The 11703-nt window shown below is 71.5% G+C and carries 9 protein-coding genes; 7 read left to right on the top strand and 2 right to left on the bottom strand.

Annotation, left to right across the window (positions count from 1 at the left end; all coding sequences use genetic code 11):
- Window positions 1-56: 56 nt before the first annotated feature.
- The gene (locus ABT340_RS20860; RefSeq protein ID WP_352012439.1) at window positions 57-1232 is read left to right on the top strand and encodes an MFS transporter; all 1176 of its coding nucleotides are present in this window, start codon (window positions 57-59) and stop codon (window positions 1230-1232) included.
- On the opposite strand, the gene ABT340_RS20855 is transcribed toward ABT340_RS20860, so the two are convergent.
- The gene (locus tag ABT340_RS20855; protein WP_352012438.1) at window positions 1212-1853 is read right to left on the bottom strand and encodes a helix-turn-helix domain-containing protein; all 642 of its coding nucleotides are present in this window, start codon (window positions 1851-1853) and stop codon (window positions 1212-1214) included. The genes ABT340_RS20860 and ABT340_RS20855 overlap by 21 nt on opposite strands.
- A 125-nt stretch (window positions 1854-1978) precedes the next feature.
- Between ABT340_RS20855 and ABT340_RS20850 the strand changes: the two genes are divergently transcribed.
- Complete coding sequence (locus tag ABT340_RS20850) at window positions 1979-3238, top strand: MFS transporter (protein WP_352012437.1); 1260 nt, start codon at window positions 1979-1981, stop codon at window positions 3236-3238.
- Here the strand turns inward: ABT340_RS20850 and ABT340_RS20845 are convergent.
- Window positions 3235-4173 (bottom strand): helix-turn-helix transcriptional regulator, encoded by a 939-nt coding sequence (locus ABT340_RS20845; RefSeq protein WP_352012436.1) that lies wholly within the window; start codon window positions 4171-4173, stop codon window positions 3235-3237. The genes ABT340_RS20850 and ABT340_RS20845 overlap by 4 nt on opposite strands.
- Before the next feature lie 213 nt (window positions 4174-4386).
- Between ABT340_RS20845 and ABT340_RS20840 the strand changes: the two genes are divergently transcribed.
- From ABT340_RS20840 to ABT340_RS20820, 5 genes are all read left to right on the top strand, one after another.
- On the top strand, window positions 4387-4719 hold the full coding sequence (locus tag ABT340_RS20840; RefSeq protein WP_352012435.1) for a hypothetical protein: 333 nt from the start codon (window positions 4387-4389) through the stop codon (window positions 4717-4719).
- 177 nt (window positions 4720-4896) lie between these two features.
- Window positions 4897-5055 carry a hypothetical protein gene (locus ABT340_RS20835; RefSeq protein WP_352012434.1) on the top strand — a complete coding sequence of 53 codons (159 nt, stop codon included), beginning with the start codon at window positions 4897-4899 and terminating at the stop codon, window positions 5053-5055.
- A 346-nt stretch (window positions 5056-5401) separates the two neighbouring features.
- Window positions 5402-6208, top strand: a complete 807-nt coding sequence (locus ABT340_RS20830; RefSeq protein ID WP_352012433.1) for a thioesterase II family protein — start codon at window positions 5402-5404, stop codon at window positions 6206-6208.
- Window positions 6209-6242: 34 nt separating this feature from the next.
- A complete protein-coding gene (locus ABT340_RS20825; protein WP_352012432.1) occupies window positions 6243-6458 on the top strand; it encodes an MbtH family protein in 216 nt (71 codons plus the stop codon).
- Between the two features lie 37 nt (window positions 6459-6495).
- Window positions 6496-11703: non-ribosomal peptide synthetase (locus ABT340_RS20820; RefSeq protein ID WP_352012431.1), on the top strand; the 5208-nt coding region annotated here is incomplete at its 3' end.

Below are 11703 nucleotides of genomic sequence, written 5' to 3'. Positions count from 1 at the left end.
TCGTCGCTGCTTGGCTGAGTGCCCGTACGCCACACGCACCTGTCCGAACGGGAACCATGTCCACCATCACGCTCGCCCGGCCCCGCTCGCCCCTCATCGGCTGGCTCGCGGTCGTCTCACTCATGCTGGGCATCTTCACCATCGTCACCAGCGAGATCCTGCCGATCGGCCTGCTGCCCGTCATCGGCGCCGACTTCGGCGTCTCCGACGGCACCACAGGGCTGACCATGACACTGCCCGGAGTCGTCGCCGCGGTCGCCGCGCCCACCGTCACACTGACCACCGCGCGCCTGGACCGCCGCGTGATGCTGTGCGTCCTCATGGCGGTGCTCGCCATGGCCGACGTGCTGGCCGCGGTGGCGACCTCCTACTGGGTCATGCTGATCTCCAGGGCGCTCGTCGGTCTCACCATCGGCGGCTTCTGGTCGATCGGAGCGGGGCTGGCCGGTCGCCTGGTGCCCCCGCCCGCCGTCGGCACCGCCACCGCTGTGATCTTCTCCTCCGTACCGCTGGGCTCCGTGCTCGGCGTACCGGCCGGTACCCTCATCGGCGACCTCGCCGGTTGGCGGACCGCCTTCCTGGTCCTGGCCGCGCTGGCCGTCCTGGTTCTGGCCGCCCTGCTGACGCTGCTACCGCCACTGCCCGCCCAGCAGGCCACCAGCCCTCGTGTCCTGCTCGACCTGTTGCGCGCCCGGGGTACCGCCGTCGCCCTGTCGGCGACCTTCCTCGTCGTCCTGGCCCACTTCGGCACCTACACCTACGTCACGCCCTTCCTCCAGGACGTCACCGGCCTGGCTCCCGCGGCCGTCGGCGCCGTCCTGCTGGCGTACGGCGTCGCGGGAGTCGCAGGCAACTTCCTGGCGGGCAGGGCCGTCGTCGCACACCCGCGAGCCACCTTCGCGGTCTGCGGTTGCCTGATCGCGGCCACCACCCTGGTGCTGCCCTCGGTCGGAGGAACAGTCGTCGGGGCCGTGGCGTCGCTCGTGCTCTGGGGCCTGGCGTACGGAGGTGTGCCCGTCTGCTCGCAGGCGTCGTTCATCGCCGCGAGCCCTCACACGCCCGAGGCCGCCACGGTCGTCTTCACCTCCTCCTTCCAGGCGACCTTCGCCCTCGGCGCCTTCCTCGGTGGCCGTGTCGTCGACGCCTTCTCGGTCTCCACCGTGATGATCTGCGGCGGGCTGGTCGCCCTGCTCATGGCGGTGTCCCTGTGGTCACTCGCCAGGCCCCGCTGAGGGCGCGCGTTCCTCCAGGGTCGGGTAGAGGAGGGCGTTCATGACGACGGGAAGGGCGCCGGGGCTCTCGTCGCTGTAGGCCTCCCTCTCGATCAGTTCGGTGATCGCGGTGCGCACCCGCACGTACCGCTCCGGCGTCATGTTCACCCGGACGCTGCTGATCTGGAGGCTGAGGTCGGGGCCGTAGGCGGGCGGGTCGAGCGGGACCCGGCCCGCGCGCAGGTCGGCGCGCAGCCGGTCACGGGCCGATTCGAGGAGTGCCAGCGTGGTGTCGCTGAAGTCCTCCGAGTCCTGGGCCAGGTTGAACACGTCGTTCTCGATGGTGAGCCTGCGATACGTCGGCCGGTAGCGCTTCTCGATGATCCCGGAGACCACCCTGGTCTGCGCCACGTAGATCAGGTTGGCCTCTTCGAGCTGTTTGATGTGCCGGTACAGCTTCGTCTGGTTCTCGCCGAGCCGTTCGGCCAGCTCCTTGACCGTGAGGGGGTCGGCCTGCTCTCCGCTGGGGAAGGCGGCCAGGATCGACAGGCGCAGGGGGTCCGCGACCATGCGGAGGGTCTCCAGGTCGGTGATCCTGCGGACGTCGACGACCGCGCTCTCGGACAGGCTGGCTTCCATCATCTCGGGCTCCATCGCCGGTCAGCTTCACTGGTTGCGTTACAGTAGCGCATCCGTCAACATTCACGTTAGCATGAATGGGTGTGATGATGTGAATGATCACGGCGTCGAGAACGAGAGTGAAGACGATGACGGTGACAGAAACGCCCCAGGCGCAGGCAGACTCCGCTGACCTGCCGTTACGCAGGAACCGGCGCTTCCAGGCCCTGTGGGTCGGCGGCGCGGGCGCGGCGATGTCGGTGAACATGGCCCTGGTCGCCATCCCCGTGCTGGTGCTCGCGGTGACCCGGTCGGCGATGGTCGCCGGACTGTACGGCCTGGTCACCGGGGTGGCCGCCTTCGCGGCGGGCGTCCCCGCCGGGGCGATGCTCGACCGCTACGACCGCAGGACCCTGCTCATCGTCTCCGAACTCGTGCGGGCGCTGGCGTTCGCCACGCTCCTGCTCGCCCTGGCCTACGACACGTTCGGCGTCGTTCACCTCCTCGCCGTCGCGGCGGTCACCGGAGCCACGCAGCCGCTGTCCAGCGGGGCCCGCATGCTGGCCACCCGAAGCGTCGTCCCGCCCGCCCAGCTGACCAGCGCGCTGACCCAGGAGGAGGTCAGGTCGCACAGTGCCTCGATCATCGGCCCGGCGCTCGGCGGCATGCTCTACGCCGCATCCCGCACCCTGCCCGTCATCGGCATCGCGGCCGGGTACCTCCTGTCCGCGCTCTGCGCGCTGGCCGTACCCCGGGACAGGGAGGCCAGCAGGGAGCGGCGCGCGCGGTCCGGCGGAGGCATGCTGGACGGGCTCGCGCTGCTGCTGCGCGTCCCGGTGCTGCGCGCCTCGATCATCGCGCTGAGCGTGCTCAACCTCGGCGGCTCCGCACTCGACCTGCTGGTGGTCGTCCTGATCAAGACCAACGGCGGCTCGGAGGCGGAGGTCGGGTTCGCCTTCACGATCGTGTCGATCGGCGGGCTGGCCGGAGCCGGTCTGATCGGAGTTCTGCACAGCAGGCTGAGCCCCGGCGCGCTGCTGATCGGGCTCTACGCCTGGGGCGGCGCCCTCACCGCGGCACTGGCCGTGCCGCTCGGCTTCTGGTGGTACGGCGTGGTGCTGGCGCTGGCGGTCCTGCCGCTGCCCGCGACCATGGTGCTGGTCGACATTCTGATCTTCCGCCAGGTCGAGGACGCCCTGCGCGGGCGGACCATCACCGCGACCATCACCATGCTCACGGTCGGCGCGGCCCTCGGCCCGTTCGTCGCCGGGCTCCTGCTGCAGTACGCCGGGCCCGTTCCCGCGGTGCTCACCGTCAGCGGCGTCTTCCTGGCCGCCGGGGTCTACGCCCTGAGCAAGCGTGTCATCCGCACCGCCCGGTGGCCGCAACCACAGGACTCGGGGGCCTAATGCTCAAGCCAGCCCTGGCGCACCGCCCGCACGCCGGCCTCGAACCGGCTGCGGGCTCCGAGCCTTTCGATGAGCGTGGCGGCCAGCCGCCGGGAGGTCCTGGGCGAGACGCCCAGCCGTTTGGCGATGGCCTCGTCGGTGTGACCCTCGGCCAGCAGAGCCAGCGCGCTCTGCTCCTGCGGCGACAGGCCGTGCGCGTTGATCGGGACGGCGCTGGACAGCGGTCTGGCGTTGGCCCAGACGCTCTCGAACAGCGCGCACAGGGCGGTCACGGTGCCCTCACCGGTCAGGACGACCGCCCCGGCGGCGGTGTTGTCGCTGGAGACGGCGATGACGACGGTGTCACGGTCCAGGATGATCATCCGGTTGGGGAGCGTCGCCACGGTCCGCACCTCGGCGCCGCGCTGGACGATCCAGTTGGCGTAGTCGACGGTCGGCTGGTTGTTGCGCAGACTGTCGAGGTAGACGACGCGCAGCCGTACTCCCCGCTCCAGCACCGCCGCGTCCTGCGGGCGGGCGCTCTCCAGGTTCTCCGGTGTCTGGGCGCCGTCCGGCGCGAAGGTCATGATCTCCCTGCTCACCGCACGGCAGAGCACCGCGATCCGGTCGCGGATGTTGTCGATGCCGACGATCTGCTCGACCCCGGCGCCCCCGGTCTCGGATCTGAGGCTGGCGTGGTCGGCGATGAGCCGGGCGGCGGCGGCGCGGGACTCCTCAAGGCGCTGTTGCTGCGCGATCAGACCGGCCTGCTGCCTGCTGAGCAGAATCTGCATTCCGATGTCGGGCGAGACCGCGTGCAGATGTCCGTTCTGCTGCTGCGAGGGGCGGATCAGAGCGAGTTCGCTCAGCTCATCCAGTGCGGACCTTATGTCGCCCGCTTCGCAGGAGAGTCGTTCGGCGAGTTCGCTGACGCCCTCGTTCGGCCGGGTCAGCATCGCACGATAGACAGACTCAGCGACCTTAGTCAACCCCAGGGAAGTGAGCACCTGCATTTCCTTTTGGATCGAACATCGCCGTTGACCGGAATCGTCGCAGAGCCCCAACCGGGATAGCAAGGTTCATTTCGCCAAAAACTTTAATTTTTTATGACATACCTCCCCACTGCCGGTCAGTGGCAATCGCAATTCGCCACGAGAAAGCGAGCGCCGATGTACCTCGTGCACGTGCAGGTCAGGTCGTCGGCCGGAAGCGGCCTGCCGGCGGACGTGGCGGGCCGGGTCCTGGCCACGGCCGTCCCCGACGAGCGAATCGAGCATGTCGCCGTGCACCCGCACGCCAGGCCGTACCCGGTGCTCGGGGTCGTCCTCGGCGCCGACGGGCTTGAGCAGGCGGAGGAGCGGGCCGCCGCCGTGGTGCGCCGCGCCCTGGCCGCCCACGACGAACTGCGGGAGTGGGAGCAGGTCACGGCACAGGTGCCCCTCGTCGGGCCCTTCTACGAGCTGCTCGTCGAGCGGGAAACCCCCGGAGAGTTCTCCGGATGAACCGGTGAACGGTTCCGGCCACGGCATAGACAGGCCAGCTCGATCCCCTTCCGAGCAGGGGAAACGGTGATGAAGATAAGTCTCACACCCCGGGATGAGCAACCTGGAAGGCGGCCTGACGAGGCGCCGACCGCCCAGCCGGAGCCACACGGCTCTGATCCGATAAGGACTCTCGTCATGTTCGACAGCCTGCGCACCCTCCCCTCCCGCGTCGTCACCCTCCTGGCCGTCTCCGCCCTCGCCGTCCTGGCCGCTTTCGCCGCCGGAGCCGTGGACACCGCCGCACCCGGCGTCTCCGCCGCCGTGGTCGCCCAGAGCGGAACCGGCTGGCAGTGACCCGGCGGTAGTCCGGCGGCGGCCCGTGTGGCCTGTTCGGGCCACGCACATGGAGCCCGGCCGTGGGACCCGGTCCCGGAACCCGGCTCGCCATTTGTTTGACTCCCCCGCCTCGGCACGGACTTTATGACGGCGGATCACCGCCCCTTCTTACTCCGGCCGGCCGTTATTGCAGGTCACCGAAGTCGCCCATTGACAGCGGGCGCCGGTGAACCCCTTTCCTCAGACGAACATTCTGCTGCCGTGTGCGCGGAAAAAACCCTCTCGCGGACGCCCGTCACGGGTTTCCCCGCCTCTCCCGAGAACCCTCATGAAAAGCCACCGTCCAGCGACGAAAGGACGCGACATGCCGCCGACGAACCCGGTCGCGACCTCGGAGCGTCAGTTCCACGCGATAAATCCGTGCCCCAGACCGAACCTCCGGCTGGTCTGCTTCCCGCACTCCGGCGGCTCCGCCGGGTATTTCCGCACCTGGAAATCGGCGGTGCCGGAAGGCGTCGAACTCCTCGCGGTCCGCTACCCCGGACGGGAGGAACGACTCTGCGACCCGTTCGCCGAGGACATGCGTGAACTGGCCGACTCCATCGCCCACGCCTGCGCGCGGTTCGACGACGCGCCCCTGGCCTTCTTCGGCCACAGCCTGGGATCGCTGGTCGCCTACGAGGTGGCCGTACGACTGTCGGCGCGGTACGGCATCACACTCAGAACGCTCTTCGCCTCCAGCTGTGCGGCGCCCTGGCTGGCGCCCAGGCTCGGGCTCGGGGACGCCGACGACGAGGCCCTGATCGAACGGGTCGGACGGCTCGGCGGGACCGACATGAGCGTCTTCGACAACCTGGAACTACGTGAACTGATCATGCCGGCGATCCGGGCCGACTACCGCCTGCTGGACCGTTACACCGAACCGGCCACGACCGCGCTGGACTGTCCCGTCCACGTCTACCACGGCACGGACGACCCGGGCGTCGGGGCGGAAACGGTCGCCGCGTGGTCCAGGGCGACCGCCCGCGCCTTCTCCACACGAGCCTTCTCCGGCGGCCACTTCTACCTCGCGGAACACCTTCCCGAGCTGGCCCGCGACCTCTTCGCCCGCCTGGAGACCCCGCCAGCCGGCCGCCCCTCCCGCTCCAACCTCCTGTTCGTCCTCGGGTGAAAGACCCAGAACCGCTGAGAAAGGAAACACCGTCATGGCCAACCCCTTCGAGGACCCGGACGCCCGTTACCTCGTGCTCGTCAACGACGAGGGCCAGCACTCGCTCTGGCCAACCTTCAGCCCGGTCCCGGCCGGATGGGAGGTGGTGTTCGGGGAGGCCGCCCGTCAGGAGTGCCTCGACCACATCGAGCGGTCGTGGACCGACATGCGGCCGAAGAGCCTGATCGCCGCCATGGAAGACAACAGCTGACGACGACGCGTACGGGAAAGCCGAAGGAGGGAACCGCATGTCCGCGGTTGGTGGGGTGCCCCCGGCGACGCTGCCGGAACTGATCGGGGCACAGGTGGCCAGGACACCGGACGCCGTCGCCCTGGTGGCCGGGAACACCCGGCTCACCTACGCCGAGCTGGACCTTCGGGCCGGTCGGCTGGCCCGGCTGCTGGCCGGGCGGGGAGTCGGCACGGAGGACGTCGTCGCCCTGGCGCTGCCGAGGTCCGTCACGGCGATCGCGGCCGTCTACGCGATCGCCAAGTCAGGGGCGGCCTGGCTGCCGGTCGACCCCTCCCTGCCCGCGGACCGGATCACACGCATGGTCGCCGACTCCGGGGCGAAACTGGTCCTCACCTCGGCGGAGACGGCTCCGGGCCTGCCCGACTGCGGCGTCCCCCTCCTCCTGGCCGACTCCTCCACCGACACCGGGACCGGGGAGGTCCCGCTGCGGCCCCTCTCCCCGGCCAACACCGCCTACGTCATCTACACCTCCGGCTCGACCGGCACCCCCAAGGGCGTGGCCGTGACCCACGCGGGGCTCGCCGCCCTGGTCGCCACCCACGCGGGCCTGACCGGCATCGACGGCACCAGCCGCGTACTGCAGGGCGCCTCCCTCAGCTTCGACGTCTCCGTCTCGGACATCGTCAACACCCTCGCCAACGGCGCCACCCTCGTGCTGCCGCGCGAACAGAGCCAGATGGTCGGCGAGGAGCTCGCCGGCCTGATCGACGAGTACGGGATCACCCACGCCGACCTGTCGCCGGCGATGCTGGCCACCCTGCCCGACGTGCCGCTGCCGACCCTGCGCGCCATCGTCGTCGGAGGGGAGGCGGTCCCCCGCGAACTGGTCTCCCGATGGAGCGCCGGGCACGCCGTCTTCAACGGCTACGGCCCCACCGAGACCACGGTCACCGCCACCATGAGCGGCCCCCTGACCGGTGACGAGGAACCGCCGATCGGCCTGCCCTGCCGCGACACCCACGTCCACGTCCTGGACGACGCCCTGCGCCCGGCCGTCGAGGGCGAGCTGTACGTCGCGGGACCCGGACTGGCCCGGGGCTACGTGGGCAGGCCGGGCCTGACCGCGGAACGCTTCGTGGCCTGCCCCTTCGGCGAGCCGGGCGAGCGGATGTACCGCACCGGCGACAGGGTACGGCTGCGCCCCGACGGGCAGCTCGACTTCGTCGGCCGAGCCGACGACCAGGTGAAGATCCGCGGCTTCCGCATCGAACCGGGCGAGGTCGAGGCGGTCCTGGCCGGGCACCCCGCCGTACGGCAGGCCGTGGTGCTGGCCAGGCAGGACGAGCCCGGCCGCAGGCTCCTCGTCGGCTACGTCACCGGCCAGGCCGACCCGGCCGAACTGCGTGAGCACTGCGCGGGCAGGCTGCCGCACTACATGGTGCCCGCCGCCGTCGTCGTGCTTGAGACGTTCCCGCTCAACGCGGCGGGAAAGGTCGACAGGAAGGCCCTGCCCGCCCCGGTCTTCGGCCAGGCCGACGTGGGGACGCCCGCCCCGGCCGACGAGCTGGAGCGGACCCTCCACGAGCTCTACCGGAAGGTCCTCGGCCTGGCCGACGTGGGGGTCGAGGAGTCCTTCTTCGAACTCGGCGGCGACTCGATCACCGCGATCCAGCTGGTCTCCGAGGCACGCAGGGCCGGGCTGCGGATCAGCCCGCGTGACGTCTTCACCGCGGGCAGCGTGGCGGCCCTGGCCAGGATCGCCGGGACGGTCGAGGAACGACCCGCCGTGACGGAGGAGGCGGGCGCCAATCTCGGCGAGGTCCCGCAGACCCCCGTCATCGCCTGGCTGGCCGCGCAGCGGGGCCCGCTGGACGGCTACCACCAGTCGATGAGCCTGTCGATCCCCGCGGAGACGACCGACGAACGGCTGACCGCCGCGCTGCAGGCCGTACTGGACCGGCACGACGTGCTGCGGATGCGGACCTCGGCGCCCGCCGTACGGCCGTGGCGGCTCTGGACCCGGCCCGAGGGCGCCGTGCGCGCCGGGGACGTGGTCGAGTTCGTGACCGGCGAGGCGGACTTCGCGGCGGCGGCGCGCACGGCACCGGCCCGGCTGCGGCCCGAGGCCGGGGTGATGCTCCAGGCGGTCAGGTACGGCGCGCGCCTGCTGCTCGTCGTCCACCACGTGGTCGTCGACGGGGTGTCCTGGCGGACCCTCCAGGCGGACCTGCTGGCGGCGCTGCGCGAACCGGGAACGCCGCTCGAACCGGTGCCGACCTCCTTCCGCCACTGGGCGCGGCGGCTCGGCGAGGCGGCCCTGTCCCCCGCCCGCGTGGCCGAACTGCCGTTCTGGGCCGAGACCCTGAGGACACCGGAGACACCGCTCGGCGGACGTGCCTTCGACCCGGCCCGCGACACCTACGCCACCGTCGGCTCACTCCGCCTCGCGCTGCCGCCCGAGATCACCGAACCACTGCTCACCCAGGCCCCCGCCGCCTTCCACGCGCAGGTCAACGACGTGCTGCTGACCGCCTTCTCCCTCGCTCTCGGGCACTGGCGCGCACGCCGCACTCCCGGTTCCGGGACGCCCGTGCTCGTGGCCGTCGAGGGACACGGCCGGGAGGAGATCGTCGACGGGGTCGACCTGTCCAGGACGGTCGGCTGGTTCACCTCGGTCTTCCCGGTACGGCTCGACCCGGGCACGGTTCCCTGGCCGGAGGTGACCGCCGGAGGCGCGGGAGTCGGCGCCGCGCTCAAACGGGTCAAGGAACAACTGCGCGCCATCCCCGACCACGGCATCGGCTACGGCCTGCTCAGATACCTCAACCCCGAGACCGGGGCCGTCCTGGGCGAACACCCCGAACCGAGGATCGAGTTCAACTACCTGGGCCGCTTCCCGATGGACGACGTCACCGGCGAGGACTGGCTGGCCGGAGCCGACCTGGTGGGCGAGGGCGGCGAACCCGGCATGTCGCTGCCGCACGCCCTCGGCCTCGACGCCCTCACCCTCGACACCCCGAAGGGCCCGGCGCTGCTGGCCGAGTGGACCTGGGCGGGCGAACTGCTCACCGAGCGGGAGACCGCCGAACTCGCCGAGGCCTGGTTCACCGCGCTGCGCGGTATCGCCGCCCACGTACGGCGAAACACCGTGAACACCTACACCCCCTCCGACTTCCCCCTCGTCGAGATCGACCAGGCCGGACTGGACGCCCTGGTGGCCGCGCACCGGCCCGCCGAGATCGGCGACGTGTGGCCCGCGTCCGCGACGCAGAGCGGCATGGCCTTCCACTCCCAGTACGACCTGGGGGCCGCCGACGTCTACACCGCCGCGTGCAGCTTCGACCTGACCGGGGAGCTTGAGGTGCCCAGGCTGCGCGCCGCCGCCACGGCGCTGCTGGAACGCCACCCCAACCTGCGCGCCGCCTTCCACCGGGGCGAGGACGGCTCGACGCTCCAGGTCGTCGTGGACGGCGCGCGGGCGCCCTTCACCGAGATCGACCTGTCCGGCGTGGACGACTTCGAGGAACACGCCGCGAGGATCGTCGAGGAGGAACGCGCCCGCCGCTTCGACCTGTCCCGCCCACCGCTGGTGCGCTGGCTGCTGCTGCGCGCCGCACCGGAACGTCACCGGCTCGTCGCCTCCATCCACCACATCCTGCTCGACGGCTGGTCCATGCCGATCTTCGCCGAGGAGCTGTGGGCCCTGTACGCGAGTTCCGGCGACGACTCCGCGCTGCCGCGCCGCGTGCCGTACCGGGACTATCTGGCCTGGGTCGGCCGGCAGGACCGGGAGGCCGCCAGGCGGGCGTGGACCGCGGCGCTGACCGGATTCGAGGAGCCCACGCTGGTCGCGCCCGGCCAGAGGGCGCCGGAACCGCCCCAGCGGCTGCGGAGGGAGCTGCCCGCCGAGACCACCGACCGGCTCGTACGGCTCGCCCGGCGGCACGGCGTGACCGTCAACACCGTGATCCAGGCGGTCTGGGGGGTGCTGCTGACCCGGCTGACCGGCCGGGGCGACGTCGCCTTCGGCATGACGGTCTCCGGCCGCCCGCACGAGATCCCCGGAGTGGAGCGGATGGTCGGCCTGCTGATCGACACCGTCCCCGTCCGGATCGGGGTCCGCCCCGCGGAGAGCTGGGCGGCGCTGCTCACCCGGGTGCAGGCCGAACAGGCCGAACTCCTGGACCACCAGCATCTGGGGCTGGCCGAGATCCAGCGGTGCGCCGGGCTCGGCGGCCTGTTCGACACCGTCGTCGTCTACGGCAACTACCCGGACAACGCGCCTCTCGGCGTCGAAGGCGTCCTGGACGTCGCACTCGTCGAGGACGCCGACAGCGCCCACTACCCGCTGCTGCTCGCGGTCACCCCCGGCGAACGGCTCGGCCTGCATCTCGACCACCAGCCCTCCGTCATCACCGGAGAGGCGGCCACGACCCTGCTCGGCCGGTTCGAACGACTGCTCGGCCACCTGCTGGACGACCCCGGGGCGCCGGTCGGCCAGGCCGGAGTCCTGACGCCCGGGGAGCGGGCCGAGATCCTCGGCGGATGGAACGGCACCGCGGGGCCGGTCCCCGAGCGGAGCCTCCCTGAGCTGTTCGCCGAACAGGTGGCGCGCGTCCCGGACGCGGTGGCTCTGCGCTGCGGCGAGGAGGAGCTGACCTACCGGGACCTCGACCTGCGGGCGGAACGGCTGGCCGACCGGCTGGCCGCGGCGGGCATGGGCCTGGAGACGCCGGTCGCGCTGCTGATGGACCGCTCCGCCGACCAGGTGGCCGCGCTGCTGGCGATCCTCAAGGGCGGCGGCCTGTACGTGCCGCTCGACGACCGCCACCCGCTGGAACGGCTCAGCCGCGTGCTGGCCGACAGCGGCGCCGGGCTGCTGCTGGTGGACGAGGCGCACCAGGGACACCCGCTGACCGGCTCTGACCGGCTGCGGACCATCCGGGTGCACGCGGCGGAGCAGGCCGGGGAACGTCCCGCCGTCCGCGTCCTGCCGGACAACCGGGCCTACCTGATGTTCACCTCGGGGTCCACGGGGGTGCCGAAGGGCGTGGCCGTCACCCACGGGAACGTGGTGGCGCTGGCCGCCGACGGCCGGTTCGGTGGAGAGGAGCACCGCCGGGTGCTGGTCCACTCCCCGCTGGCCTTCGACGCCTCGACCTACGAGCTGTGGGTGCCGTTGCTGTCGGGTGGCCGGGTGGTCGTGGCGCCGCCGGGGCAGCTCGCCACGGCTGATTTCGCCCGGTTGTTGTCCGGTGGTGGG

It is taken from the genome of Streptosporangium sp. NPDC000239, from assembly GCF_040300765.1.
Lineage (GTDB): Bacteria > Actinomycetota > Actinomycetes > Streptosporangiales > Streptosporangiaceae > Streptosporangium.
Note: the sequence above shows the minus strand (reverse complement) of the source record. Positions and strands in the feature narration are given on the sequence as shown.

Coding starts and splice junctions, on each gene's coding strand:
- ABT340_RS20860 (WP_352012439.1), top strand. CDS start 57: ATGTCCACCATCACGCTCGCCCGGCCCCGCTCGCCCCTCATCGGCTGG.
- ABT340_RS20855 (WP_352012438.1), bottom strand. CDS start 1,853: ATGATGGAAGCCAGCCTGTCCGAGAGCGCGGTCGTCGACGTCCGCAGG.
- ABT340_RS20850 (WP_352012437.1), top strand. CDS start 1,979: ATGACGGTGACAGAAACGCCCCAGGCGCAGGCAGACTCCGCTGACCTG.
- ABT340_RS20845 (WP_352012436.1), bottom strand. CDS start 4,173: ATGCTGACCCGGCCGAACGAGGGCGTCAGCGAACTCGCCGAACGACTC.
- ABT340_RS20840 (WP_352012435.1), top strand. CDS start 4,387: ATGTACCTCGTGCACGTGCAGGTCAGGTCGTCGGCCGGAAGCGGCCTG.
- ABT340_RS20835 (WP_352012434.1), top strand. CDS start 4,897: ATGTTCGACAGCCTGCGCACCCTCCCCTCCCGCGTCGTCACCCTCCTG.
- ABT340_RS20830 (WP_352012433.1), top strand. CDS start 5,402: ATGCCGCCGACGAACCCGGTCGCGACCTCGGAGCGTCAGTTCCACGCG.
- ABT340_RS20825 (WP_352012432.1), top strand. CDS start 6,243: ATGGCCAACCCCTTCGAGGACCCGGACGCCCGTTACCTCGTGCTCGTC.